The organism is Pseudomonas sp. MF09156 (genome assembly GCF_059862305.1).
In genome coordinates this window covers 457,005-481,677 of sequence record NZ_JCBCUR010000002.1, presented here as the reverse complement: position 1 = coordinate 481,677, position 24,673 = coordinate 457,005, and the positions used below count along the sequence as shown (strand labels likewise).

The 24,673-nt window shown below is 62.9% G+C and carries 22 protein-coding genes; 15 read left to right on the top strand and 7 right to left on the bottom strand.

Going from position 1 to position 24,673, the window contains the following annotated elements; genetic code table 11:
• Positions 1 to 111: 111 nt before the first annotated feature.
• Genes AC19YY_RS07995 through AC19YY_RS07980 form a run of 4 tightly spaced genes read left to right on the top strand, consistent with a single transcriptional unit; the run spans position 112 to position 4,618 of the window.
• A complete protein-coding gene (locus AC19YY_RS07995; protein ID WP_169954939.1) occupies positions 112 to 1,467 on the top strand; it encodes a M16 family metallopeptidase in 1,356 nt (451 codons plus the stop codon).
• Positions 1,460 to 2,950 carry a M16 family metallopeptidase gene (locus AC19YY_RS07990; protein WP_169954940.1) on the top strand — a complete coding sequence of 497 codons (1,491 nt, stop codon included), beginning with the start codon at positions 1,460 to 1,462 and terminating at the stop codon, positions 2,948 to 2,950. Before AC19YY_RS07995 ends, AC19YY_RS07990 begins: the two co-directional genes overlap by 8 nt.
• Positions 2,950 to 3,564, top strand: a complete 615-nt coding sequence (gene rsmD / locus AC19YY_RS07985) for a 16S rRNA (guanine(966)-N(2))-methyltransferase RsmD (protein WP_169954941.1) — start codon at positions 2,950 to 2,952, stop codon at positions 3,562 to 3,564. The genes AC19YY_RS07990 and rsmD overlap by 1 nt, the downstream gene beginning before the upstream one ends.
• 58 nt (positions 3,565 to 3,622) lie before the next feature.
• Positions 3,623 to 4,618, top strand: coding sequence for a hydrolase (locus AC19YY_RS07980; protein WP_172313654.1), 996 nt, complete (start codon positions 3,623 to 3,625; stop codon positions 4,616 to 4,618).
• A 113-nt stretch (positions 4,619 to 4,731) separates the two neighbouring features.
• Here the strand turns inward: AC19YY_RS07980 and AC19YY_RS07975 are convergent, their stop codons facing one another.
• Together AC19YY_RS07975 and AC19YY_RS07970 are read right to left on the bottom strand one after the other, a co-directional pair.
• Positions 4,732 to 5,586 (bottom strand): sulfurtransferase, encoded by an 855-nt coding sequence (locus tag AC19YY_RS07975; RefSeq protein ID WP_500604040.1) that lies wholly within the window; start codon positions 5,584 to 5,586, stop codon positions 4,732 to 4,734.
• Positions 5,587 to 5,619: 33 nt separating this feature from the next.
• Positions 5,620 to 6,291, bottom strand: coding sequence for a TetR/AcrR family transcriptional regulator (locus tag AC19YY_RS07970; RefSeq protein WP_500604039.1), 672 nt, complete (start codon positions 6,289 to 6,291; stop codon positions 5,620 to 5,622).
• A 147-nt stretch (positions 6,292 to 6,438) separates the two neighbouring features.
• Between AC19YY_RS07970 and AC19YY_RS07965 the strand changes: the two genes are divergently transcribed.
• The 5 genes from AC19YY_RS07965 (at position 6,439) to AC19YY_RS07945 (ending at position 11,042) form a co-directional block, all read left to right on the top strand.
• Positions 6,439 to 7,866: a coniferyl aldehyde dehydrogenase gene (locus AC19YY_RS07965; RefSeq protein ID WP_169954944.1), complete on the top strand. Its 1,428-nt coding sequence runs from the start codon at positions 6,439 to 6,441 to the stop codon at positions 7,864 to 7,866.
• A gap of 28 nt (positions 7,867 to 7,894) precedes the next feature.
• On the top strand, positions 7,895 to 8,440 hold the full coding sequence (locus tag AC19YY_RS07960; RefSeq protein WP_169954945.1) for a twin-arginine translocation pathway signal protein: 546 nt from the start codon (positions 7,895 to 7,897) through the stop codon (positions 8,438 to 8,440).
• 57 nt (positions 8,441 to 8,497) lie between these two features.
• The gene (locus AC19YY_RS07955) at positions 8,498 to 10,093 is read left to right on the top strand and encodes a GMC family oxidoreductase (RefSeq protein ID WP_500604038.1); all 1,596 of its coding nucleotides are present in this window, start codon (positions 8,498 to 8,500) and stop codon (positions 10,091 to 10,093) included.
• Positions 10,094 to 10,207: 114 nt separating this feature from the next.
• Positions 10,208 to 10,687, top strand: coding sequence for a pantetheine-phosphate adenylyltransferase (coaD, locus tag AC19YY_RS07950; RefSeq protein ID WP_003176711.1), 480 nt, complete (start codon positions 10,208 to 10,210; stop codon positions 10,685 to 10,687).
• 103 nt (positions 10,688 to 10,790) lie between these two features.
• On the top strand, positions 10,791 to 11,042 hold the full coding sequence (locus tag AC19YY_RS07945; protein ID WP_003213796.1) for a YfhL family 4Fe-4S dicluster ferredoxin: 252 nt from the start codon (positions 10,791 to 10,793) through the stop codon (positions 11,040 to 11,042).
• Positions 11,043 to 11,164: 122 nt separating this feature from the next.
• Here AC19YY_RS07945 and mutM read toward each other — a convergent pair whose 3' ends face one another.
• Both mutM and AC19YY_RS07935 read right to left on the bottom strand, forming a co-directional pair.
• Positions 11,165 to 11,977, bottom strand: a complete 813-nt coding sequence (mutM, locus tag AC19YY_RS07940; protein WP_057440389.1) for a bifunctional DNA-formamidopyrimidine glycosylase/DNA-(apurinic or apyrimidinic site) lyase — start codon at positions 11,975 to 11,977, stop codon at positions 11,165 to 11,167.
• Positions 11,978 to 11,998: 21 nt separating this feature from the next.
• Positions 11,999 to 12,811, bottom strand: coding sequence for an HDOD domain-containing protein (locus AC19YY_RS07935; protein WP_169991609.1), 813 nt, complete (start codon positions 12,809 to 12,811; stop codon positions 11,999 to 12,001).
• Between the two features lie 310 nt (positions 12,812 to 13,121).
• Between AC19YY_RS07935 and AC19YY_RS07930 the strand changes: the two genes are divergently transcribed.
• The 3 genes from AC19YY_RS07930 to ilvD all read left to right on the top strand — a co-directional run bounded on the left by AC19YY_RS07930 (position 13,122) and on the right by ilvD (position 17,834).
• Positions 13,122 to 14,318 (top strand): class I SAM-dependent rRNA methyltransferase, encoded by a 1,197-nt coding sequence (locus AC19YY_RS07930; protein WP_500604037.1) that lies wholly within the window; start codon positions 13,122 to 13,124, stop codon positions 14,316 to 14,318.
• 246 nt (positions 14,319 to 14,564) lie between these two features.
• Positions 14,565 to 15,764: an MFS transporter gene (locus AC19YY_RS07925; RefSeq protein ID WP_500604036.1), complete on the top strand. Its 1,200-nt coding sequence runs from the start codon at positions 14,565 to 14,567 to the stop codon at positions 15,762 to 15,764.
• A 228-nt stretch (positions 15,765 to 15,992) separates the two neighbouring features.
• Positions 15,993 to 17,834, top strand: a complete 1,842-nt coding sequence (gene ilvD, locus AC19YY_RS07920; protein ID WP_170057576.1) for a dihydroxy-acid dehydratase — start codon at positions 15,993 to 15,995, stop codon at positions 17,832 to 17,834.
• Positions 17,835 to 18,002: 168 nt separating this feature from the next.
• Here the strand turns inward: ilvD and AC19YY_RS07915 are convergent, their stop codons facing one another.
• The gene (locus AC19YY_RS07915) at positions 18,003 to 19,061 is read right to left on the bottom strand and encodes an HAD family hydrolase (RefSeq protein WP_432754745.1); all 1,059 of its coding nucleotides are present in this window, start codon (positions 19,059 to 19,061) and stop codon (positions 18,003 to 18,005) included.
• Between the two features lie 242 nt (positions 19,062 to 19,303).
• On the opposite strand from AC19YY_RS07915, the gene AC19YY_RS07910 reads away from it, so the two are divergent.
• Positions 19,304 to 20,695: an L-cystine transporter gene (locus AC19YY_RS07910; protein WP_169954951.1), complete on the top strand. Its 1,392-nt coding sequence runs from the start codon at positions 19,304 to 19,306 to the stop codon at positions 20,693 to 20,695.
• A gap of 67 nt (positions 20,696 to 20,762) precedes the next feature.
• Here the strand turns inward: AC19YY_RS07910 and AC19YY_RS07905 are convergent, their stop codons facing one another.
• A complete protein-coding gene (locus AC19YY_RS07905) occupies positions 20,763 to 21,275 on the bottom strand; it encodes a dihydrofolate reductase (RefSeq protein WP_169954952.1) in 513 nt (170 codons plus the stop codon).
• A 69-nt stretch (positions 21,276 to 21,344) separates the two neighbouring features.
• Here AC19YY_RS07905 and AC19YY_RS07900 point away from each other — a divergent pair, with 69 nt between their 5' ends.
• The gene (locus AC19YY_RS07900) at positions 21,345 to 22,724 is read left to right on the top strand and encodes a DUF2868 domain-containing protein (protein WP_500604035.1); all 1,380 of its coding nucleotides are present in this window, start codon (positions 21,345 to 21,347) and stop codon (positions 22,722 to 22,724) included.
• Positions 22,717 to 24,084 carry a DUF3482 domain-containing protein gene (locus tag AC19YY_RS07895; RefSeq protein ID WP_169954954.1) on the top strand — a complete coding sequence of 456 codons (1,368 nt, stop codon included), beginning with the start codon at positions 22,717 to 22,719 and terminating at the stop codon, positions 24,082 to 24,084. The genes AC19YY_RS07900 and AC19YY_RS07895 overlap by 8 nt, the downstream gene beginning before the upstream one ends.
• On the opposite strand, the gene AC19YY_RS07890 is transcribed toward AC19YY_RS07895, so the two are convergent.
• A complete protein-coding gene (locus tag AC19YY_RS07890) occupies positions 24,081 to 24,635 on the bottom strand; it encodes a phosphonate degradation HD-domain oxygenase (RefSeq protein WP_500604034.1) in 555 nt (184 codons plus the stop codon). The genes AC19YY_RS07895 and AC19YY_RS07890 overlap by 4 nt on opposite strands.
• Positions 24,636 to 24,673 lie beyond the last annotated feature (38 nt).

The window sequence follows — 24,673 nt, the reverse complement described above, 5'->3', positions numbered from 1 at the left end:
CGAAACGATATGACAGCCGCAGTGGCCGCCGCTAATACGGATCAGTATCCTAGCACCTCCTCGCCCGCCGACGCTAAGACCAAGCGGGCAGCCCAACAGGTTTAAAAACGAATGAATGCTCTAGCCCGCCGCGCCGCAGGCCTGCTGCTCAGCACAGTTTGTCTGCCCCTTTCAGCCTTGGCTGCCGACCCTCAACCCACCCATGAATTCACCCTGGACAACGGCCTCAAGGTCGTCGTGCGCGAAGACCATCGCGCTCCGGTGGTGGTCTCGCAGGTCTGGTACAAGGTCGGCTCCAGCTATGAAACCCCTGGCCAGACCGGCTTGTCCCATGCCTTGGAACACATGATGTTCAAGGGCAGCTCCAAGACCGGCCCAGGCGAAGCTTCGTTGATCCTGCGCGACCTGGGCGCCGAAGAAAACGCCTTCACCAGCGACGACTACACCGCCTACTACCAAGTGCTGGCCCGCGACCGCCTGGGCGTGGCCCTGGAACTGGAAGCCGACCGCATGGCCACCCTGCGCCTGCCAGCCGACGAATTCAGCCGCGAGATCGAAGTCATCAAGGAGGAGCGCCGCCTGCGCACCGATGACAACCCGATGTCCAAGGCCTTCGAACGCTTCAAGGCCATGGCCTACCCGGCCAGCGGCTATCACACGCCGACCATCGGCTGGATGGCCGACCTGGACCGCATGAAGGTCGAGGAACTGCGCCACTGGTACCAATCCTGGTACGTGCCGAACAACGCCACCCTGGTAGTGGTCGGCGACGTGACCCCGGACGAGGTGAAAACCCTGGCCCAGCGTTACTTCGGCCCGATCCCCAAGCGTGACGTGCCACCGGCGAAAAAGCCCCTGGAACTGGCCGAGCCGGGCGAACGCCTGCTGACCATGCACGTGCAGACCCAATTGCCGAGCGTCATCCTGGGCTTCAACGTACCGGGCCTGGCCACTGCCGAAGACAAGCGTTCGGTCAACGCCCTGCGCCTGATCTCGGCACTGCTCGATGGCGGCTACAGCGCGCGCATACCGAGCCAGCTGGAACGCGGTGAAGAACTGGTGTCCGCTGCCTCGACCAACTACGACGCCTACACCCGCGGCGACAGCCTGTTCACCTTGAGCGCCACGCCCAACCAGCAGAAGCAGAAAACCGTGGCCCAGGCTGAAGCCGGGCTCTGGCGCCTGCTGGACGAACTCAAGGCCAAGCCACCGACCGCCGAGGAACTGGAGCGTATTCGCGCCCAGGTCATTGCCGGCGTGGTCTACGAGCGCGACTCCATCACCAGCCAGGCCACGGCCATTGGCTCCCTGGAAACGGTCGGCCTGTCATGGAAACTCATGGACACAGAGCTGGCCGAATTGCAGAGCGTGACGCCCGAGGACATCCAGAAAGCCGCGCGTACGTATTTCACCCGCGAACGCCTGAGTGTCGCCCATGTCATGCCCGAGGAGACCACTCATGAGTGATCGCAAAAACAACCGCCTGGTGCTGCCTGGCCTGATCGTCGTGACCCTGGTGGCAGCGGTCGCGGTGTATATCGGTCGCCCGGATGATTCCGTGGCCAGCCCAGCGCTGGAGCAGGCCAAGTCCAGCAAGACCCTGCAATCCCTGGCGGAACTGGACGGCAAGAACCCGACCAATCGCCAGCTCAACGTGCAGACCTGGAACACCGCCGAGGGCGCCAAGGTGCTGTTCGTCGAGGCCCATGAGCTACCGATGTTCGACATGCGCATCCTGTTCGCCGCCGGCAGCAGCCAGGACGGCAACACGCCGGGCCTGGCGCTGCTGACCAACGCCATGCTCAACGAAGGCGTGCCGGGCAAGGATGTGGGGCAGATTGCCGCCGGTTTTGAAGGCCTGGGCGCGGATTTCAGCAACGGTGCCTACCGCGACATGGCGCTGGTGTCGCTGCGCAGCCTCAGTGCCGCCGACAAGCGCGAGGCCGCCCTCACGCTGTTTGACCAGGTGATCGGCCAGCCGACCTTCCCTGCCGACTCCCTGGCGCGGATCAAGAACCAGTTGCTGGCAGGCTTCGAGTACCAGAAACAGAACCCGAGCAAGCTGGCGAGCATCGAGCTGTTCAAGCGCCTGTACGGCGATCATCCCTATGCGCACCCAAGCGAAGGCACACCAGAGAGCGTACCGGCCATTACCCAGGCACAGTTGAAGGCATTCCACGCCAAGGCCTACGCCGCCGGCAACGCGGTGATCGCGATGGTCGGCGACCTGTCCCGTGCCGACGCCGAAGCCATGGCAGCCAAGGTGTCCGCGTCCCTGCCCAAGGGCCCGGCACTGGCGAAAATCGCCGAGCCGACCGAGCCCAAGGCCGGCCTGGGGCACATCGAGTTTCCCTCCAAGCAGACGCACTTGCTGTTCGCGCAACTGGGCATCGACCGTGCCGACCCGGACTACGCCGCCCTGTCCCTGGGCAACCAGATCCTTGGCGGCGGTGGCTTTGGCACTCGCTTGATGAGCGAGGTGCGCGAGAAGCGCGGCCTGACCTATGGCGTGTACTCCGGCTTCTCGCCGATGCAGGTACGTGGCCCCTTCATGATCAACCTGCAGACCCGCGCCGAAATGAGCGGCGGCACCTTGCGCCTGGTGGAGCAAGTGCTGGCCGACTACCTCAAGACCGGGCCGACGCAAAAAGAATTGGATGACGCCAAACGTGAACTGGCCGGCAGCTTCCCGCTGTCTACCGCGAGCAACGCCGATATCGTCGGGCAACTGGGCGCCATGGGTTTTTACAACCTGCCGCTCAATTACCTGGAAGACTTCATGAAGCAATCCCAGGCCCTGACCACCGAACAGGTCAAGGCTGCACTGAACAAGCACTTGAGCAGCGATAAAATGGTGATCGTGACCGCTGGTCCCACCACCGCGCAAAAGCCACTACCGCCCCCCACTGATAAACCTGCCGAGCAGCCGCTCGGGGTTCCGGAGCATTAATGGCTAGTCCATCGCGCCCTAAAAAACCTGTCCACAACGTTCATAACGGTGTGGGCCAACTGCGCATCATTGGCGGCCAATGGCGCAGCCGCAAGCTGAGCTTCCCCGATGTCGTGGGCCTGCGCCCGACCCCGGACCGGGTCCGCGAGACCCTGTTCAACTGGCTCGCGCCGTACATCGAAGGGGCCAAGGTGCTTGACCCGTTCGCCGGCAGCGGCGCGCTGTTCCTCGAGTCGCTGTCCCGTGGCGCCGCCCTGGGCCAGGCCCTGGACGCGAGCAACGTGGCGGTTTCCAGCCTGCGCGAACACCTGGGCACCCTGCGCTGCACCACCGGTCACGTCCAAACCGCCGATGCCCTGCGCTACCTGGAAACCCAGCCGGCCAGTGCATTCGACGTGGTGTTCCTCGACCCGCCGTTCAACCAGAACCTGCTGCCGACCGTCTGCACCCTGCTGGAAGAGCGCCAATGGCTGGCCGATGACGCCTGGGTCTACACCGAAAGCGAAACCGCGCCATCAACCCTGGGCCTGCCGGGCAACTGGCGCCTGCACCGCGAGCAAAAGTCCGGGCGGGTGTATTACGCGTTGTGGCAACGTACGGCTCTGACCCACTGAAAACGCTGTAGGCGCGAGTTTGTCTGCGGGCAGGCCCGCGCCTACAGGACAGGTATTCATGACACCGCCAGCAAACCGCTTCACCCCCGCCTTCGGCCTCGGCAACCCACATCTGCAAACGCTGTGGGGCCCGCTCTGGCGCCCCACCACCCACCTCGAGCGCCAGCGCGAGCGCCTGTGGCTGGAAGATGGCGATTTTCTCGACCTCGACTGGCACGGCCCCCACGACCCGCATGCGCCCTTGGTGCTGGTGCTGCATGGGCTGACCGGTTCATCCAACTCGCCCTACGTTGCCGGCCTGCAAAAAGCCCTGGCCAGCCAGGGCTGGGCCAGTGTCGCGCTGAATTGGCGTGGCTGCTCCGGCGAACCCAACCTGTTGGCCCGCAGTTACCACTCCGGCGCCAGTGAAGACCTGGCCGCCGCCATCGCGCACCTGCGGGCCAAGCGGCCGTTGGCGCCGCTGTATGCCGTGGGTTACTCCCTGGGCGGGAATGTGCTGCTCAAGCACCTGGGCGAAACCGGCGACCACTGCGGCCTGCAAGGCGCGGCGGCGGTATCGGTGCCGTTTCGCCTGGATCAGTGCGCCGACCGCATCGGCCTGGGCTTCTCACGGGTCTATCAGAAGCACTTCATGCGCGAGATGCTCAGCTATATCCGGGTCAAGCAGCGCCAATTCACCCAGGACGGGCGCGAAGACGCACTGAAGACCCTGGCCGATCTGGGCTCGCTGGAGAAGATGCGCACATTCTGGGATTTTGATGGGCGCGTCACCGCACCGCTGCATGGCTATCTGAGCGCCGAGGACTATTACCGGCGGGCGTCGAGTCGTTACTTCCTGGGGGAGATTCGCACGCCAACGCTGATCATCCAGGCGGCGGATGATCCTTTTGTGTTCGCCCACAGCTTGCCCCAGGCCAGCGAGCTGTCGGACTGCATCGAGTTTGAACTGCAGGCCAAGGGTGGGCATGTGGGGTTTGTCGAGGGTTCGCTGAAGACGCCTGGGTACTACCTGGAGCGGCGGATCCCGCATTGGTTACGGGTAAAACACGGTTAATCATGTGGGAGCGGGCTTGCTCGCGAATGCGGCGTTTCAGCTAATAAATTCGGTGGCTGGCACACCGCATTCGCGGGCAAGCCCGCTCCTACATTTGATCGGGGATTACCCACTTAATCGCCGGTAGCAATTTCGCGCTGCGGATCAGTGATCCACTCACTCCACGACCCCGCATACAACTTGCCCAACGGATACCCCGCCAGGCTCAAGGCAAACAGGTTGTGGCACGCCGTCACACCCGAGCCACAATACGCCACCAATTCCTGGGGCGAGCGGCCTTGCAGCTTTTCTGTAAACCGTTGCTTGAGCTGCGACACCGGCAAGAAGCGCCCGTCACTGCCCAGGTTTTCGCTGAACGCCGCACATTGCGCGCCGGGAATATGCCCGGCAATCGGGTCAATGGGTTCCACTTCACCGCGAAAGCGCGGCAAGGCACGGGCGTCGATCAAGGTCAGGCCCGGCTGGCCCAGGCGTTTTTGCAGGTGCTCGGCGTCCAGCAGAAGATGGTTGTCCGGGCTGCCGGCAAAGGTGCCAGGCTCGGTGCTCGGCGCATCCAGGCTCAAGGGGAAACCGGCGCTGTGCCAGGCCTTCAGGCCACCATCGAGGATCGACACACCGTCACGCTTGCCCAGCCACACCAGCAACCACCAGGCACGGGCGGCAAACGCGCCAGGGCCGTCGTCATACAGCACGATTTCGCTGTCGGCATGGATGCCCCAGGCCCGCAACTGCTGGACCAGCGCCTGGGGCGCCGGCAGCGGATGGCGTCCAGTCACGCCTTTAGTCGCCAGCCCACTGAGGTGGCGCTCCAGATCCGCATACTGCGCCCCCTCGATATGCCCTTCGGCATAGCTGCAACGCCCGTAATCCGGGTCTTCCAGGGCAAAACGGCAATCGAGGATGACTAAGCCTGCGTGCTGCTGGCGCTCGGCCAGTTGTTGCGGGCTGATCAGTTGTGCAAGCGGCATAACGGACTCCTGGAAATACGTTCGGGAAAGGGCCTACTTCACTTCTTCCAGTGCCTGACTTAGAGGCACGTAAAATTCCTTGAACAACGCGTCCACAGCTTCTTTGGCCTGTGGCGTGATAAACCCCGCCTCCAGCACCAACACCTGGTACACCCCGCGCTTGATCGCCTCGGCACCCAGGTGTGCGGAGTTCTCGTTGGTGGTGCACAAAAAGCGCACCCAGGAGGTGAGGATAATCCAGGCGTTGAGGGTCAGGGCTTCGGTCTGCACCGGGTCCATGTTCAGGATCCCGGCCTCGACAAACCCCCGGTAAATCGCGCCGCCCTGGATCAGGCAGCGCTGGGAGAAACGCCGGTAGCCGGTGGCCAGTTCCGGGTCGCTCTCCAGTAGATGCTCAAGGTCACGGTGCAAAAAGCGGTAGCGCCACATGCCGGCCAGCACCGCCTGCAGGTAGAAGCGCTTGTCCTCGACCACCATGGCCCGCCCCTGGGGCGGGCGCAGGAAGCTGTCTACCAGGGCTTCGTACTCGCGAAACAGCACGGCGATAATCGCCTGCTTGTTCGGGAAGTGGTAGTACAGGTTGCCGGGGGATATTTCCATGTGGGCGGCAATATGGTTGGTGCTGATGCTGCGCTCGCCCTGCTGGTTGAACAGCTCCAGGCTGGTTTGCACAATGCGTTCGCTGGTCTTTACTCGTGGTGCCATGGGGTATCGGCTTCTAAAATCCTGATGCAAACATCTTACGGTCTATCCTTGCCAGGATAAAACTGCATGTTGCCGCGAAGTCATTTGACAAAATAGAGCAATAACTCTAAAAACGCAGGTATTCCAATAACAATCGGGAACTGCGCCATGTCTGCCAACGTTGCCTACCTGCAAGATTCCCAGGCGCTGGACCAACTCCAGGACCTGTTCGCTGCTCAGCGCCGCGCCTACGCGGCCAACCCGATGCCAACGGCGGCGCAGCGCCAGCAGTGGCTCAAGGCCTTGCGCGACCTGCTCAGCGATGAGCGCCAGGCGCTGATCGAGGCCATCAGCAGCGATTTCAGTCATCGCAGTGCCGACGAAACCCTGTTCGCCGAACTGATGCCCAGCCTGCATGGCATTCACTACGCCAGCAAACACCTCAAGGGCTGGATGAAACCGTCGCGCCGCGCTGTAGGTATAGCCTTCCAGCCGGCATCTGCCAAAGTGATCTATCAACCCCTGGGCGTCATCGGGGTGATCGTGCCCTGGAACTACCCGTTGTACCTGGCCATCGGCCCGCTGGTCGGCGCGTTGGCGGCGGGCAACCGGGTGATGCTCAAGCTCAGCGAATCCACCCCTGCCACTGGCCAGTTGCTCAAGACCCTGCTGGCGCAAATCTTCCCCGAAGACCTGGTGTGCGTGGTGCTCGGCGAAGCAGAAGTGGGCATGGCGTTCTCCAAGCTGCCGTTCGATCACCTGCTGTTCACCGGTGCCACCAGCATCGGCAAGCATGTGATGCGCGCCGCCGCCGAGCACCTGACCCCGGTCACCCTGGAGCTGGGCGGTAAATCCCCGGCGATTGTCTCGGCCGATGTGCCGCTCAAGGATGCCGCTGAACGGATCGCATTCGGCAAGGCGCTGAATGCCGGGCAAACCTGTGTGGCGCCGGACTACGTGCTGGTTCCCGAAGACCGTGTGGACGGCTTCGTCGAGGCCTACACCCAGGCGGTACGTGGGTTTTATCCGACCCTGGCCGACAACCCGGACTACACCGCCATCATCAACGAGCGACAACTCGCCCGACTCAATGCCTACGTCAAGGACGCAACCGACAAGGGCGCGACCCTGGTGCCGCTCTATGACCAGGGCCAGGCACGGCGCATGGCCCATAGCCTGCTGCTGAATGTCAGCGATGAAATGACCGTGATGCAGGACGAGATTTTCGGCCCGGTGTTGCCCATCGTGCCCTATCGCGGGATCGACCAGGCCTTTGCCTACATCAACCAACGCCCTCGCCCACTGGCGCTGTATTACTTCGGCTACAACAAGGCCGAACAGAATCGCGTACTCCACGAGACCCATTCCGGCGGCGTGTGCTTGAACGACACCCTGCTGCACGTGGCCCAGGACGATATGCCTTTTGGCGGCATCGGCCCGTCGGGCATGGGTCACTATCACGGCCATGAAGGGTTCCTCACGTTCAGCAAGGCCAAGGGGGTGCTGATCAAGCAACGCCTGAATGCGGCCAAGCTGATTTACCCACCGTATGGCAAAGCCATCCAGAAACTGATCCAGAAGCTGTTCGTGCGCTAAAACCGTTACCACCGGGACCACAATAAAAATGAACCCTAGCCTGACTGAATCACCCGCGCTGTCACGGCGCGGCGTCTTGAAGATCGGCCTGTGCGCCAGCGCCTTCCTGGCCACCGCAGGCCTTGGCGCCAGCCTCAGCGGTTGCTCCAGCAGCACCCCCGCCAGCGGCTTTGCCATGCTGCGCAACAGCGACCTGCCGTTTTTGCGCGCAGTGATCCCGGTGTTACTCGAAGGCGCGGCCAGCGCCGAGGTGGTGGCGGCAGGCATTGAAGACACCCTGAAAAAACTCGATTACAGCCTGCTGCACCTGTCGCCGGAGATGTTCAAGCTGACCCAGCAGTTGTTCGACGTACTGGGCATGGCCGTCACCCGTGGCCCGCTGACCGGCATCTGGGGCAGTTGGGAAAATGCCAGCAGCGAGCAGATCCGCAACTTCCTGCATCGCTGGGAGAACAGCTTCCTCAACCTACTGCGCATGGGCCAGGGCTCGCTGCTCAAGCTGGTGATCATGGCCTGGTACTTTCGGCCCGAGTCCTGGGCCCATTGCGGGTACCCCGGGCCACCGAAGATCTGACCTTGGCAACCCACTTTGATAGCCACTCCGTAGCCAAAACAATAAGAGAACAAGCTAATGCCCGTACCTGATGTGTTCCGCGATGGCATGGCCCGCGGCTGGAAAACCCATAACGGCGCCGCCCTCGACCAGGACCTGGTGCTGGAAGCCGATGTCGCGATCATCGGCAGCGGCGCAGGCGGCGGCACTACCGCAGAGATTCTCAGCGCCGCCGGCTACAAGGTGCTGCTGATCGAAGAAGGCCCGCTCAAGACCAGCAGCGACTTCAAGCTGCTGGAAGACGAGGCCTACGCCAGCCTGTATCAGGAAGGCATCGGCCGCATGAGCAAGGACGGCGCCATCACCATCCTGCAAGGCCGCGCCGTGGGCGGCACCACGCTGATCAACTGGACCTCGAGCTTTCGCACCCCCGACCCGACCCTGTCCCACTGGGCCAGCGAGTACGCGGTCAAGGGCCACAGCAGCGCCGAGATGGCACCGTGGTTTGAAAAGATGGAACAGCGCCTGGGCATCGCGCCCTGGGCCGTGCCGCCCAACCCCAACAACGATGTGATCCGCCAAGGCTGCGAAAAGCTCGGCTACAGCTGGCACGTGATCCCGCGCAACGTGCGCGGCTGCTTCAACCTGGGCTATTGCGGCATGGGCTGCCCGGTCAACGCCAAGCAATCGATGCTAGTGACCACCATTCCCTCGACCCTGGAGCAAGGCGGCGAGTTGCTGTACCTGGCCCGCGCCGAGCGCCTGAAGTTCAGCGGCGACACCATCACCAGCCTCGAATGCGTGGCCATGGATGCGCGCTGCGTAGCGCCTACCGGCCGCAAGATCACGGTCAAAGCCAAGCATTACGTACTGGCCGGCGGCGGTATCAACAGCCCGGCGCTGCTGATGCGCTCGGACGCACCCGACCCGCATTCGCGCCTGGGCAAGCGCACGTTCCTGCATCTGGTGAATTTTTCTGCGGGGCTGTTCGACGAGGTGATCAACCCGTTCTACGGCGCGCCGCAGTCGATTTACTCCGACCACTTCCAATGGCAGGACGGCACCACCGGCAAAATGTCCTACAAGCTCGAAGCGCCGCCGTTGCACCCGGCGCTGGCCAGCACATTGTTCGGGGGTTATGGCACGCAGAACGCCCTGGACATGAGCCAGTTGCCCAAGACCCACGCCATGCTGGCGCTGCTGCGCGACGGCTTCCACCCCGACAGCCAGGGCGGCAGCGTCGGCCTGCGCGGCGATGGCACGCCGGTGCTCGACTATGAGGTCTCGCCCTACGCCTGGGACGGCCTGCGCCGGGCTTTCCACAGCATGGCCGAGATCCAGTTTGCCGCCGGCGCCAAGTCGGTCAAGCCGCTGCACCACGACGCGCGCCACGTCAACACACTGGCGCAGGCCCGCAGCCTGATTGACGGCCTGAACCTGGAACTGCATCGCACCTGCCTGGGCAGCGCCCATGTGATGGGCGGTTGCGCCATGGGCGAAGAGCCGAAAAGCGCCGTGGCCGACAGCCTGGGGCGGCATCACCAACTGCGTAATCTGTCGATCCACGACGGCTCGCTGTTCCCCACCAGCATCGGCGCCAACCCCCAGCTTTCGGTGTACGGCCTGACTGCGCAACTGGCGACGGCGCTGGCTGAACGTCTGAAAACAGCATGAAAAAACCAGGTATTCGCGGTGTCTATAGTGCTTTCTTCTGAATAAGTTGACTTGGCCGACCGGGATGGCTGCGATACCATCCGGTTCCCCAACGGACTCCGCCAGGACGACGCGATGAACCGAGTGTTGTACCCAGGTACCTTCGACCCGATTACCAAAGGCCATGGCGATCTGGTCGAACGCGCCTCGCGCTTGTTCGACCATGTGATCATCGCGGTCGCGGCCAGCCCCAAGAAAAACCCGCTGTTTCCCCTGGAACAGCGCGTGGAGCTGGCCCGCGAGGTCACCAAGCACCTGCCCAACGTGGAAGTGGTGGGCTTTTCGACGCTGCTGGCGCACTTTGCCAAGGAACAGAACGCCAATGTGTTCCTGCGTGGCCTGCGGGCGGTGTCGGACTTCGAATATGAATTCCAGCTGGCCAATATGAACCGCCAACTGGCGCCGGACGTAGAGAGCCTGTTCCTTACGCCGTCGGAGCGTTACTCGTTCATTTCCTCGACCCTGGTGCGGGAAATCGCGGCATTGGGTGGGGATATCACCAAGTTTGTGCACCCTGCGGTCGCCGATGCGCTGACGCTGCGCTTCAAGAAGTAAGACCGCTCGACCGGCGCCCGCTCGCACTGCGGGCGCCAATGCGGCACAATTGCGCGCATTAGTTTTTCAGATGCCTTGGCAGAGCGCCCTGGCAGGAGTTTCCATGTCCCTGATCATCACCGACGATTGCATCAACTGCGACGTCTGCGAACCCGAGTGCCCGAACGCTGCCATTTCCCAGGGTGAAGAGATCTACGTGATCGACCCCAACCTGTGCACCCAGTGTGTCGGCCACTACGACGAACCCCAGTGCCAGCAAGTATGCCCGGTCGATTGCATCCCGCTGGATGAGGCGCACCCTGAGACTGAAGAGCAGTTGATGGAGAAGTACCGGTTGATTACCGGCAAGGCCTGAGACCTTGTGGTGGCTGGGAGGGCCTCATCGCGGGCAAGCCCGCTCCCACACTTGAAGGTGTTCACAAGTCAAAATGTGGGAGCGGGCTTGCCCGCGATGACGGCAGCCGCCGTCACACACAATCAGCTCTGGCACTTGGGGCAAAACACACTCGCCCGCTGCCCCAGCATCACATTGCGCAATTCGCTCCCGCAGACCTTGCACGCCTCGCCCCCACGCCCGTAGACGAACAGTTCCTGCTGGAAATACCCCGGCTGGCCATCACCCCCGATAAAGTCGCGCAATGTCGTACCGCCGCGCTCGATGGCGGCCGCGAGGATGCGTTTGATCTCGATCGCCAGCTTCAGGTAACGCCCACGGGAAATGCCCTTGGCCTCCCGGCGCGGGTCGATCCCGGCGGCAAACAGCGCCTCGGTCGCGTAGATATTGCCCACCCCCACCACCACCGCGTTGTCCATGATGAACGGCTTGACCGCCATCGAGCGCCCACGGGACAGCTGGAACAGGCGCTCGCCGTCGAACAGGTCGGTCAACGGCTCCGGCCCCAGGCGCAACAGCAGTTCGTGGTTGTGCGGGTCCTGGCTCCAGAGCATCGCGCCAAAGCGCCGGGGGTCGGTGTAGCGCAGGGCCAGGCCCGACTCCAGCTCGATATCCACATGCTCGTGCTTGGCTGCCGGCAGGCCGACTTCCACCAGGCGCAGGTTGCCCGACATGCCCAAGTGGCTGATCAAGGTGCCGACTTCGGCGTTGATCAGCAGGTACTTGGCCCGCCGCTCCACCAGCACGATGCGCTGCCCGGACAGCCGCACATCGAGGTCTTCGGGGATCGGCCAGCGCAGGCGCCGTTCACGCACCACCACGCGGCTGACCCGCTGGCCTTCCAGGTGCGGCGCAATTCCGCGCCGGGTGGTTTCGACTTCTGGCAGCTCAGGCATATTCGTCTCGCGATAGAAAGGTTAGTGCGCGCCCAGCTCGCGGATCGACAACTTCAGGCTCTCGAAGTCGTAGTCCGACAGGCCCACGTAATCCAGCACCAGGTGGCCGATGCTCTCCCATTCATGGTCCACCGTCTGGTTGCCCAGCACCCGATAGGACGCGCAAATGTGCTCGGCCATCTTCAGGATCGCCAGCAGGTTTTTCAGCGGGCTGTTGCGCGCCGACTCATCGCTGAAAATCGCCAGGGCGTTGTGGTGGTTGGCGATGGCGTTGGTCACATGCTCCGGCAGGCGCCAGGACTTGGCAGTGTAGTAGCCCACCACCGCGTGGTTGGTGTGGAACGCACGGTTCTCGGTGTCGACCACCCGGCAATCGGGCCCTGCCTTGGCGTAGGAGTCTTCCAGCACGCTCATGTAGTCCGGGAAACGCTTGAGCATCAGCGGCACGCCACAATCGTGGAACAGCCCCAGGGCATAAGCTTCGTCCACCGCCTGGGAGCCGGTGCGCTTGGCTAGGGTCAGGCAGGTCATCGCCACATCCTGGGCGGTGTCCCAGAACCGGTTGAGGGTGACGATGGTGTCGTCGCTCATCTCGCCCTTGATCGACTGGGCGTTGATCAGGTTGACGATCGAGCGGCTGCCCAACAGGTTCACCGCGCGCTGGATCGAGGCAATCTTGTTGCTCAGGCCGTAATACGGCGAGTTGACGATTTTCAGCAGCGAGCCAGACAGGCCGGGGTCCTGGGAGATCAGCCGCGCAATCACCTCCAGGTCCGGATCGGGCATGTATTGCTCCATCTGCAAATCCACCATGATTTGCGGTTGGGGCGGCACGCTGATGCCTTGCAGGGCCTGTTGGATCTGTTCGGCGGAAAGCTCTTGGGACATAAATACACACTCTGGGCTAGGCGCGAATTCTAACCTCTAAGCAAAGCTGACCGACACCTCAAAAACCCGATTGGAAACCGGAGCAAAATGTGGGAGCTGGCTTGCCTGCGATGGCATCGTTGCGGTGGCATCGCTGCGGTGCGACAGACAGACCGAGTCGCCTGGATCGCAGGCAAGCCAGCTCCCACATGTCCGGCGGCGCGGCCAACAACGACACAACACGGTATACTCCCGCTCTTTTTTCCGGAGCGACGTCATGTCCCTGCCAAGCCTGCGTCTCAAAGCCAACGCCGATCGTCGTTTGCGCAACGGCCACCTGTGGGTCTACAGCAACGAAATCGATGTGGCCGCCACCCCACTCCACGGCTTCCAGGCAGGCGACCAGGCCATCCTCGAAGCGGCCGGTGGCAAGACCCTGGGCATCGTGGCCATGAGCCCAAACAACCTGATCTGCGCGCGCCTGCTGTCGCGCGACATCAAGTTGCCATTGGACAAGTCGCTGCTGGTGCACCGCCTCAACGTCGCCCTGTCCCTGCGCGACCGCCTGTTCGACAAGCCGTTCTACCGCCTGGTCTACGGCGATTCCGACCTGTTGCCGGGCCTGGTGGTCGACCGTTTCGGCGATATCCTGGTGGTACAGATCGCCTCGGCGACCATGGAAGCCCATAAAGAAGACGTGATCGCCGCACTGACACAAGTGCTCAAGCCCAGCGGCATCCTGTTCAAGAACGATTCCGCCGCGCGCGACGCCGAAGGCCTCAACCGCTACGTCGAAACCGTGTTCGGCCTGGTGCCAGAGTGGGTTGCCCTGGAAGAAAACGGCGTGCAATTCGAAGCCCCGGTGATCCAGGGCCAGAAGACCGGCTGGTTCTACGACCACCGCATGAACCGTGCACGCCTGGCCCCGTATGCCAAAGGCAAGCGCGTTCTCGACCTGTACAGCTACATCGGCGGCTGGGGCGTGCAAGCTGCAGCGTTCGGCGCCAGTGAAGTGTTCTGCGTCGACGCCTCGGCTTTCGCCCTTGATGGCGTAGAGCGCAACGCCGCGTTGAACTGTGTTGCCGAGAAAATGACCTGCATCGAAGGCGACGTGTTCGAAGCCCTCAAAGAATTGAAAGCCAGCGAAGAACGCTTCGACGTGATCGTCGCCGACCCACCGGCCTTCATCAAACGCAAGAAAGACATGAAGAATGGCGAGGGCGCCTACCGCCGCCTGAACGAGCAAGCCATGCGCCTGCTCAGCAAGGACGGCATCCTGGTCAGCGCCTCGTGCTCCATGCACCTGCCCGAAGACGACCTGCAAAACATCCTGCTGACCAGCGCCCGCCATCTGGACCGCAATATCCAGATGCTCGAACGTGGCGGCCAGGGCCCGGACCACCCGGTGCACCCGGCGATTGCCGAGACGCGCTACATCAAGAGCATCACGTGCCGGTTGCTGCCCAATAGCTAAGTAACACGCAGATCAAAGGTGGGAGTGGGCTTGCCTGCGATAGCGGTGTATCAGTTACAGATTTTTAATCTGTTACACCGCTATCGCAGGCAAGCCAGCTCCCACCTTTTTTGTGCCGTATCAAAAAGATTTCTCCTACCGTCGCAAGCCATACGCCATCAGGAAATTTCCTTCGACGATTTTGATTGAATTCCACTTTTTGCAGACTAGTATCGGTTTCTGGCTTCACTGCGGAAAACAAAAACAATGTCTGATTCCACCTGCTCGCCCGTCCTCGATGGCCCAGCCAAACGCCAGTATCTTTCCCGCTTCATCCTCATTACCTGCATTTCCCTGATCAGTTTCTTCCCGATCAATATCCTGCTGCCTTCATTTCCGGCCCTCGCCGCCAGGTTCGACACGCCCAGCGCCAATGTCGCGCTGTCCATCAGCCTGTTTACCCTGGTCTTTTCGGTCTCCCAACTGATCGCCGGCCCACTCTCGGATAAGTGGGGGCGCAAGGAAGTCCTGCTTGGCTGCATCACACTGTCGATCCTGGGGGCGATAGGCTGCACGCTGGCACCGGACTACCTGACCTTCCTGCTGTTTCGCAGCGTGCAGGCCATGGGCTGTGGCTTCTTCGTGCTGGGCCACGCCCTGGTGGAAGACCTGTTCGACGAACAGGACCGGGCTCGCGTGCGCCTGTATTACATGACCCTGAGCGGCTCGTTCGTCGCCCTTTCGCCGCTGATCGGCTCCTGGCTGCAAACCACCTTTGACTGGCAAGGCAGCTTCTACGGGTTCGCGGTGATGGCATTGGGCATGTTGATCCATGCGCTGTGCATCCTGCCCACCAAGTCCGCCAGCCCCCATCGCGCATCGGTGTCGATCATTGCCACGTTGAAAGCCGTGGCCGGCAACCGGGACTTCCTGCGCTACTGGTGGATCGCCGCACTGGTGTTCGCCTGCTACTTCGCCTTGATCAGCGTCACACCCCTGATGTTCATGGATGGGCTGAAACTGTCCGAATACCAGTACGCCCTGGTGCTGATGGTCTATGGCGTGGCCTATCTGCTGGGCGGCGTGGTGGCCTCGTTTCTGCAAAAACGCATCTCGCTGGCCCGGCAAATCAATATCGGCCTGGGGTTACTGCTGGTGGCCGGTGTGCTACTGATGCTGATCGTCAGCCTTGACGCCATCACCACCATAACCCTGCTGATCCCGATGCTGATCAGCGCCCTGGCCGTGACCCTGGTGCGCCCGGCGGCCATTTCGGCGGCGATGCTGCTGTTCTCAAGCAGCGCGGGCACGGCCGCCTCGGCGGGCAACAGCATCATGTTCCTGACGGCCGCCATCAGCAGCGCAGCCCTTGCGCAAACCGGAACGCATTTGCTGATGACCATTGCCGCAAGCTTTATCGTCTTCAGCCTCTGGGGCTGGCTGACAAATACGAGGGTCGGGCGATAAAGCCCCGGGACATGCTTCTCGCCATTCCCTCCCGACGCCAGCGGTGTAGAATCGACCCTATTCATCGCCAGTCATCCCCCGGCGGGTTTATGAGCTCAAGGCCAATGCGCACGGCGATCCCGTAACGTTTGCGGCAACTTCCGGACACACGGCTATTTCTGAGTGTTCCAGACGTCAATAGAAGCTCACTCCCCTATTTAGTACCTGATTAGCCGCCCGGAGTGCTCCATGCCAGATTACCGCTCGAAAACATCCACCCATGGCCGCAACATGGCCGGCGCCCGCGCACTGTGGCGTGCCACGGGGATGAAAGATGACGACTTCAAGAAGCCGATCATCGCGATTGCCAACTCGTTCACCCAGTTCGTACCGGGCCACGTCCACCTCAAGGACCTGGGCCAACTGGTCGCCCGCGAGATCGAACGTGCTGGCGGCGTAGCAAAAGAATTCAACACCATTGCCGTGGATGACGGCATCGCCATGGGCCATGACGGCATGCTGTATTCCCTGCCGAGCCGCGAGATCATCGCCGACTCCGTGGAGTACATGGTCAACGCCCACTGCGCCGACGCCATCGTCTGCATCTCCAACTGCGACAAGATCACCCCCGGCATGCTGATGGCCTCCCTGCGCCTGAACATCCCGGTGATCTTCGTCTCCGGCGGTCCGATGGAAGCCGGCAAGACCAAACTCGCCTCCCACGGCCTGGACCTGGTGGACGCCATGGTCATCGCCGCCGATTCCAGCGCTTCTGACGAGAAAGTCGCGGAATACGAGCGTAGCGCCTGCCCGACCTGCGGTTCGTGCTCCGGCATGTTCACCGCCAACTCGATGAACTGCCTGGTGGAAGCCCTGGGCCTGGCCTTGCCGGGCAATGGTTCGACACTGGCCACCCACAGCGACCGCGAGCAGCTGTTCCTGCAGGCCGGCCGCACCATCGTCGACCTGTGCAAGCGTTACTACACCGACAACGACGAGTCGGTATTGCCACGCAATATCGCCAACTTCAAGGCGTTCGAAAACGCCATGACCCTGGATATCGCCATGGGCGGTTCCACCAACACCATCCTGCACTTGCTGGCCGCAGCGCAAGAAGCCGAGATCGACTTCGACCTGCGCGACATCGACCGCCTGTCCCGCCACGTGCCGCAGTTGTGCAAGGTCGCGCCGAACATCCAGAAGTACCACATGGAAGACGTGCACCGCGCCGGCGGGATCTTCTCGATCCTAGGCTCCCTGGCCCGTGGCGGCCTGCTGCACACCGACCTGCCGACCGTGCACAGCACGTCCATGGCCGAGGGCATCGCCAAGTGGGATATCACCCAGACTGACGACGAAGCCGTGCACACCTTCTTCAAGGCCGGCCCGGCCGGCATCCCGACCCAGACGGCCTTCAGCCAGTCGACCCGTTGGGACACCCTGGACGACGACCGTGAAAACGGCTGCATCCGCAGTGTCGAGCACGCGTACTCGCAAGAAGGCGGCCTGGCCGTGCTCTACGGCAACATCGCCCTCGACGGCTGTGTGGTGAAGACCGCTGGCGTGGATGAGTCGATCCACGTGTTCGAGGGTCGCGCCAAGATCTACGAAAGCCAGGACAGCTCGGTGCGCGGCATCCTCGCCGACGAAGTGAAAGAAGGCGACATCGTGATCATCCGCTACGAAGGCCCGAAAGGCGGCCCGGGTATGCAGGAAATGCTCTACCCGACCTCGTACCTGAAATCCAAGGGCCTGGGCAAAGCCTGTGCGCTGCTGACCGACGGGCGCTTCTCGGGCGGCACTTCGGGCCTGTCCATCGGCCATGCTTCGCCAGAAGCCGCTGCCGGTGGCGCGATTGGCCTGGTGCAGGATGGCGACAAGGTGCTGATCGACATTCCGAACCGCTCGATCAACCTGTTGATCAGCGACGAAGAACTGGCCGCACGCCGGGTCGAGCAGGACAAGAAAGGCTGGAAACCGGTGGAGAAGCGTCCGCGCAAAGTCACCACCGCCCTCAAGGCCTACGCCCTGCTGGCCACCAGTGCCGACAAGGGTGCGGTGCGTAACAAGGCCATGCTCGACGGCCTGTAAGCCCCGCCCATAAAAATGCCCCGCCACGTGCGGGGCATTTTTTTGCCTGCCTGAATTGCCAAACCACAAGAGATCAAATGTAGGAGCTGGCTTGCCGGCGATCCAGGCGACCCGGTCTGCCTGCCACACCGCAGTGATGCTATCGCAGGCAAGCCAGCTCCCACAGGGTTACTGGATTTCATCGGGCTTGACGATCACCCAGTTCTTGTCCGCCGTCACCGCCAGCCCTTCCTTGGCCTGGGCCGCAGCATGCTTGGCAATCATGCCGTTGAGCTGGGTCATGTACTTGTCCTTGCGGTTGATCCACAAGTGGATGCCACCCTTGGCCACGTCCACATCGTGAAACAGCATGTAGCCGTCGCTGGTAGGGGTGTCGCCGCCGACCAGTAGCGGTTTTTTCCATTCGTCGATGTAGGTGAGGATCGCCGCATGCTTGCCGGCCATCCAGGTCGCCGGGGTCCACAGGTAGGGGGTCAGTTCCAGGCCGAGGTTGGCCTTTTCATCGTATTTGCCGGCGCTGATCTGCTTGCGGGCAGTGGTCAGCTCGCCAGTCTTGCGGTCCTTGAGCAACAGGCTGACCCCGATGACATTCTGCGGCTTGACGTTGTAGCCGTACTTCGGATCGGAGGCGACCATGCGCACCAGCTCTTCAGAGGCGGCGGTCATCACGTACACGTCGATGCCGTTTTCCATCAGTTTGTTGTACAGCTCGGTCTGGCCGGTGAAGATTTTCGGCGGTTGCACCTCCATGTTCTTCACCACATCGCCTTCAAAGTAGGTGACCGGCACCGGCTTGCCGGAGGCCATCAACTCATCCACGTAACCCTTGAGTTCCTTGAGGGTAAAGCCTGAAAACACCTGGGCGACCCACGGGTAGCAGACCATGTCGTCCACTTCGCACAGGCGATAGTAGTAACTGAACAGACTTTCCTTGTGCTCGGCGGTGTCTTTGAACGGCATAAGCTTGAGCGATGGGTCGAGACTGTCGCGGGTGATCAGGCCCTTGTTTTCCATGTACGGCAACAGCGACTCTTCGAGGTCGAAGCGGTAGCTGGTGTTGTCCATGTCGAACACCGCGTAATTGCCCTTGTTGGCGTTGGCCGCAATCATTTCATTGAGTTGCTTGGCGGCGGGTGCCGGCCAGTGCTTCAACTCGGTGGCGGCCATGACCTGGCTGGCAAGCCCCAGGCACAGCGCGGCGGCAAACAGTCTCGACGTGAGCTTCATGTGCGTTTTCTCCCTGAGTGAAAGACATCGACGCTAACAAATCCGTGTGACCGTTCCCGGCACCAGCACGACCGTCTGCGTCCTGAAACCGCCACCGGCATATGTCAGGGCGCCAGGCCCTTATTCCAAAAACGACAGTAGTCATTCCATAAAGGTATTAAATCAATATATTTCAAGCTGTTAGGCTTTCCGGTTCGCAGTCGCACGCTCAGGCGACTGGCAGCCATTTACTTGGAGCTTCAATGAATCTGCCGCTGATTCTCAATCTGCTGGTGTTCCTGGCCTTATTGCTAGGCCTGGCCCAAACCCGTCGCACCCACTGGAGCCTGGCCAAGAAGGTCTTGCTGGCCCTGGTGCTCGGGGTGGTGTTTGGTGTGGTCCTGCACACCATCTACGGCGCCGGCCACCCGGTGCTCAAGGCCTCGATCAGTTGGTTCGACCTGGTGGGCAATGGTTATGTGCAACTGTTGCAGATGATCGTGATCCCGCTGGTGTTCGCCTCGATCCTCAGCGCCGTGGCCCGCCTGCATAACGCCGCGTCCCTGGGCAAGATCAGCTTCCTGACCATCGGCACGCTGCTGTTCACCACCGCCATTGCGGCGCTGATCGGTATCGGCCTGACCAACCTGTTCGGCCTCACCGCCGAAGGCCTGGTGGCCGGCACCCAGGAACTGGCGCGCCTGCAGGTGATCCAGAGTGACTACGCGGGCAAGGTCGCCGACCTGAATATCCCGCAGTTGCTGCTGTCGTTCATCCCGCAGAACCCGTTTGCCGACCTGGCCCGGGCCAAGCCGACGTCGATTATCAGTGTGGTGATCTTCGCTGCGTTCCTGGGGGTTGCCGCGCTGCAACTGCTCAAGGACGACGTGGAAAAAGGCCAGAAGGTGCTGAACGCCATCGACACCCTGCAAGCCTGGGTGATGCGCCTGGTGCGCCTGGTGATGAAGCTGACCCCCTACGGCGTGCTGGCGCTGATGACCAAAGTGGTCGCCAGTTCCAACCTGCAAGACATCATCAAGCTCGGCAGCTTTGTGCTGGTGTCCTACCTGGCGCTGGGGCTGATGTTTGTGGTCCACGGCCTGCTGCTGTCGCTGGCCGGGATCAACCCGCTGCGTTTCTTCCGCAAGGTATGGCCGGTGTTGACCTTTGCCTTCACCAGTCGCTCCAGCGCGGCGAGTATCCCGCTGAGCATCGAGGCACAAACCCGCCGCCTGGGCATCCCGCAGTCCATCGCCAGCTTCGCCGCCTCGTTCGGCGCGACGATTGGCCAGAACGGCTGTGCCGGCCTGTATCCGGCGATGCTGGCCGTGATGGTGGCGCCGACCGTGGGCATCAACCCGCTGGACCCGCTGTGGATCGCTACCCTGGTGGCAATCGTGACCCTGAGTTCGGCCGGTGTGGCCGGCGTAGGCGGCGGTGCGACGTTTGCCGCGCTGATCGTGCTGCCGGCCATGGGCCTGCCGGTGGCGTTGGTGGCGCTGCTGATTTCCGTGGAGCCGCTGATCGACATGGGCCGCACGGCGTTGAACGTGAATGGTTCGATGACGGCGGGGGCGATTACCAGCCAGATCATGCAGCAGACCGATAAAGAGCTGCTCAATGCCGATGAGCATGCTGAGTTGGCGCAGGCCTGATAGAGCGCTATCGCCGGCAAGCCGGCTCCTACACGGTCCTGTAGGAGCCGGCTTGCCGGCGATGCTTTTAGGCCTTTTCCCAGACTTCGAAGTTGTACGCCGGCTTGTCGCCTTCTGCCGGATTCTGCACATTCGACACCAGCGTCCACCGGTTCAAGTCAAACTCCGGAAACCACGCATCCCCCTGCGGGCTCAACGCAACCCGCGTCAGATACAGGCGATCCGCCTGCTCCAGCCCCTGCGCATACAGTTGCGCGCCGCCGATCAGCATCAGCTCGTCCACGCCCTGCTCCAGCGCCCAGGCCTCGGCTCGCTCAATTGCCGCATCGAGGGACGGAAAAACTTCCGCACCTTCGAGCACCAGATCGGTCTGACGGCTGACCACTATGTTCAAGCGACCCGGCAACGGTCGACCCAGGGAGTCCCAGGTCTTGCGCCCCATAATGATCGGCTTGCCCAGGGTGGTGGCCTTGAAATATTTGAAATCCCCCGGCAAATGCCAGGGCATGCTGTTGTCGACGCCGATCACGCGGTTTTCACCGAGGGCTGCGATCAGGCTTAAAGGGAGAGTTTTTTTCATGGCGACGAGAATACCAGAGGCGCGGGCCAGCGGTTATGCTCCAGGCTCACTGACACAACAGGACGGCGCGTGACTGCTCTGACCCCCCTGCACACACTCTGGCTGACGGAAACCGTGCGCCTGCGTGAAGAACACGCCGGCCCCCTGGAAGACCAGGAAGCCAATCGCCTGGCCCGCAGCAACGGCGGCGACCTGCCGACGCGCATTCAAAACCGCGCGCTGTGGCTGGCCGAGCGTGACGGCCTGCACGCCGCCCTGCTCCACTGGCTGCAAGGCGCACGCCTGGCGCTGATCGTGCTGATGGTGCTGGCCATCGTCAGCGGCGCTGGCCTGGCCTTCGCCGCCCTGGGCAACGGCCTGGCCCCGGTCAATGTGTTCTGGGCCCTGGGCAGCCTGCTGGGCTTGAACCTGATCCTGCTGCTGAGCTGGGCCCTGGGCCTGCTGTTTGCCGGCGAACACAGCGCCAGCCTCGGCCGTCTGTGGTTGTGGCTCAGCGAAAAACTCGCCCGCGATGCCAAGGCCGCGCAACTGGCGCCAGCGCTGTTGTTGCTGCTGCAACGCCATAAGCTCAACCGCTGGGCGGTGGGTGTGCTGGTCAATGGCCTGTGGCTGCTGGCACTGTGCAGCGCGCTGGTGATCCTGCTGACGCTGATGGCCACCCGGCGCTACGGGTTTGTCTGGGAAACCACCATCCTTGGCGCCGACACCTTTGTCAGCGTGACCCAGGCCCTGGGCAGCCTGCCCGCGCTGCTCGGTTTCAGCGTACCCAGCGTGGAAATGATCCGCGCCAGCGGCGATTCGGCGCTGAATATCGAAAGCGCCCGCCAGGCCTGGGCTGCGTGGCTGGTAGGGGTGTTGCTGGTTTATGGCTTGCTGCCAAGGCTGATTCTCGCCGTGCTGTGCCTATGGCGCTGGAAACGCGGGCGCGCAGCCTTGGGCCTGGACCTCAACCTGCCCGGCTACAGCCACTTGCGCGAAGCCTTGATGCCCAGCAGCGAACGCCTTGGCGTCAACGATGCCGCGCCGCCGCAGTTGCACCACGTCAGCGGCGGTGCCAGCGACCTGCACAGCGATGGCGCCCTGCTGGTGGCCATCGAACTGGACGACCAGCGCCCCTGGCCGCCCAAGTTGCCGGCCACGGTCAAGGACGCCGGCATCCTCGATAGCCGCGAATCGCGCCACAAACTGCTGGAGCAACTGACCCGCTTCCCGCCGGCACGCCTGCTGATCGCCTGCGACCCACGCCGCTCGCCGGATCGCGGCAGCCTCGCGCTGATCGGCGAGCTGGCCCGCAGCGCCAGCGCTACCCGCGTCTGGCTGCTGCAAGCGCCACCGGGCCAGGCGCTGGATGCCGAGCGCCTCGGCGATTGGCACAGCGCGTTGCGGCAACTGGACTTGCCCTTCGCCGATTGCGCGCCGCTCACCTGGCTGGAGACCGGTCATGACTAAACCCCTGAAACTGGCGGTGGTCGGCCACACCAACGTCGGCAAGACCTCGCTGCTGCGCACCCTGACCCGAGACGTGGGCTTTGGCGAAGTGTCCCACCGCCCCAGCACCACCCGGCATGTCGAAGGTGCGCGCTTGTCGGTCGACGGCGAGGCCTTGCTGGAGTTGTACGACACCCCAGGCCTGGAAGATGCCATCGCCCTGCTCGACTACCTCGAACGCCTCGACCGCCCCGGTGAACGCCTGGATGGCCCGGCGCGCCTGGCGCGTTTCCTCGAAGGCAGCGAAGCCCGCCAGCGCTTTGAGCAGGAGGCCAAGGTCTTGCGTCAGTTGCTGGCGTCCGACGCCGGCCTGTACGTGATCGACGCCCGGGAGCCGGTGCTGGCCAAGTACCGCGACGAGCTGCAAGTGCTGGCCAGTTGCGGCAAACCGCTGCTGCCGGTGCTCAACTTTGTCAGCAGCGCCGAACACCGCGAGCCGGACTGGCGTGAAGCCCTGGCCCGCCTGGGCCTGCACGCGCTGGTGCGCTTTGACAGCGTGGCGCCCCCCGAAGATGGCGAGCGGCGGTTGTATGAAAGCCTCGCCCTGTTGCTGGAAAGCTCGCGGCCACAGTTGGAACGGCTGATCCTCGACCAGGAAGCCCAGCGCCAGGCGCGCCAGCTAAGCGCCGCGCGCCTGATCGCCGAGCTGCTGATCGACTGCGCTGCGTGCCGACGCAGCGTGGTCACCGAGGATGAACAGCAAGCCATCAGCGATCTGCGCAAGGCCGTGCGCCAGCGCGAACAACGTTGCGTCGAGGCCCTGCTCAAACTCTACGGCTTCCGCCCGCAAGACGCTGCGGCCAGCGACCTGCCGTTGCTGGACGGGCGTTGGGGTGATGATTTGTTCAACCCCGAAACCCTCAAGCAACTGGGGGTGCGGGTCGGCGGCGGGATTGCCGCGGGGGCCGCCGCCGGGGCCGGTGTGGATTTGCTGGTGGGCGGCCTGACCCTGGGCGCAGCCGCCCTGGCCGGGGCGATTGCCGGCGGCGCGCTGCAAACCGCGCGCAGCTACGGCAGCCGTCTGCTGGGCAAGATCAAGGGCCAGCGCGAACTGACCGTGGATGACAGCGTGTTGCGCCTGTTGGCCCTACGCCAGCGCCAGTTGCTCAAGGCCCTGAACCTGCGCGGGCATGCGGCGCTGCACAGCATCAAGGTCGACACCCCGCAGGACAAGAGCTGGCGCGAAGGCAAACTGCCCGACGCCTTGCACAAGGCGCGCGCCCATCCGCAATGGTCATCGCTCAACCCTCACCCAAGGTTGAGCCAGGCCGAGCGCCAGGAACAGATCGAGGCCCTGGCCCAACGCCTGGACGAGGCCTAGGCCGCCAGCAGTTGCCGGGCCTTGGCCTTCAACACCTCAAGGTCGAGCAGCGGCACGTGCATTTCCTTGGCCTGTTCATCCCAGTGGCGCATGCGCAGGCTCACCGCGCACAGCGGGTCCTGCTCGAACGCGCGGGCCTCGTCGGCCGTCATCACCCCGCCCTGATAACCCAGGGTGCGGCGGCTGGCCTCGCTCAAGCGTGCGTAATAGTCCGGCTGGCTGAAGGTCAGGTAACGCTTGGCCTGCACGTGATACTCCACCAGTTTCGCCAGGCGTTCGCTGAACCCGGCGCGCCGCAAGTAATCGGCGCCCAGCCGTTCGTGGCTGACCACGCCGTAGCCGCCCATGTTCGCGCCACCCTGGCAGCAGATATGTCCGATGTCGTGAAAGAACGCCGCCAGCACCACTTCATCGTCGAAGCCTTCGGCCATGGCCCGTTGCGCGGCCTGGGACATATGCTCGATCTGCGACACCGGCTCGCCGATGTAATCGGCAGCGCCATGCTGTTCATACAGAGCAAAGACCTCGGCGACTACCTGCTCAGCTTTCATTAGGCCTCTCCCCAGAATTAAGTGATGTAGCGAATTGC

What these genes read in the sequence shown, in the direction of transcription:
- AC19YY_RS07970 (WP_500604039.1), bottom strand. Translation starts at nt 6,291, where the DNA reads ATGGCACCACGAGTAAAGACCAGCGAACGCATTGTGCAAACCAGCCTG.
- AC19YY_RS07995 (WP_169954939.1), top strand. Translation starts at nt 112, where the DNA reads ATGAATGCTCTAGCCCGCCGCGCCGCAGGCCTGCTGCTCAGCACAGTT.
- AC19YY_RS07910 (WP_169954951.1), top strand. Translation starts at nt 19,304, where the DNA reads ATGAATCTGCCGCTGATTCTCAATCTGCTGGTGTTCCTGGCCTTATTG.
- AC19YY_RS07930 (WP_500604037.1), top strand. Translation starts at nt 13,122, where the DNA reads ATGTCCCTGCCAAGCCTGCGTCTCAAAGCCAACGCCGATCGTCGTTTG.
- AC19YY_RS07925 (WP_500604036.1), top strand. Translation starts at nt 14,565, where the DNA reads ATGTCTGATTCCACCTGCTCGCCCGTCCTCGATGGCCCAGCCAAACGC.
- rsmD (WP_169954941.1), top strand. Translation starts at nt 2,950, where the DNA reads ATGGCTAGTCCATCGCGCCCTAAAAAACCTGTCCACAACGTTCATAAC.
- mutM (WP_057440389.1), bottom strand. Translation starts at nt 11,977, where the DNA reads ATGCCTGAGCTGCCAGAAGTCGAAACCACCCGGCGCGGAATTGCGCCG.
- coaD (WP_003176711.1), top strand. Translation starts at nt 10,208, where the DNA reads ATGAACCGAGTGTTGTACCCAGGTACCTTCGACCCGATTACCAAAGGC.
- AC19YY_RS07960 (WP_169954945.1), top strand. Translation starts at nt 7,895, where the DNA reads ATGAACCCTAGCCTGACTGAATCACCCGCGCTGTCACGGCGCGGCGTC.
- AC19YY_RS07895 (WP_169954954.1), top strand. Translation starts at nt 22,717, where the DNA reads ATGACTAAACCCCTGAAACTGGCGGTGGTCGGCCACACCAACGTCGGC.
- AC19YY_RS07945 (WP_003213796.1), top strand. Translation starts at nt 10,791, where the DNA reads ATGTCCCTGATCATCACCGACGATTGCATCAACTGCGACGTCTGCGAA.
- AC19YY_RS07890 (WP_500604034.1), bottom strand. Translation starts at nt 24,635, where the DNA reads ATGAAAGCTGAGCAGGTAGTCGCCGAGGTCTTTGCTCTGTATGAACAG.
- AC19YY_RS07990 (WP_169954940.1), top strand. Translation starts at nt 1,460, where the DNA reads ATGAGTGATCGCAAAAACAACCGCCTGGTGCTGCCTGGCCTGATCGTC.
- AC19YY_RS07975 (WP_500604040.1), bottom strand. Translation starts at nt 5,586, where the DNA reads ATGCCGCTTGCACAACTGATCAGCCCGCAACAACTGGCCGAGCGCCAG.
- AC19YY_RS07965 (WP_169954944.1), top strand. Translation starts at nt 6,439, where the DNA reads ATGTCTGCCAACGTTGCCTACCTGCAAGATTCCCAGGCGCTGGACCAA.
- AC19YY_RS07955 (WP_500604038.1), top strand. Translation starts at nt 8,498, where the DNA reads ATGCCCGTACCTGATGTGTTCCGCGATGGCATGGCCCGCGGCTGGAAA.
- AC19YY_RS07980 (WP_172313654.1), top strand. Translation starts at nt 3,623, where the DNA reads ATGACACCGCCAGCAAACCGCTTCACCCCCGCCTTCGGCCTCGGCAAC.
- ilvD (WP_170057576.1), top strand. Translation starts at nt 15,993, where the DNA reads ATGCCAGATTACCGCTCGAAAACATCCACCCATGGCCGCAACATGGCC.
- AC19YY_RS07905 (WP_169954952.1), bottom strand. Translation starts at nt 21,275, where the DNA reads ATGAAAAAAACTCTCCCTTTAAGCCTGATCGCAGCCCTCGGTGAAAAC.
- AC19YY_RS07915 (WP_432754745.1), bottom strand. Translation starts at nt 19,061, where the DNA reads ATGAAGCTCACGTCGAGACTGTTTGCCGCCGCGCTGTGCCTGGGGCTT.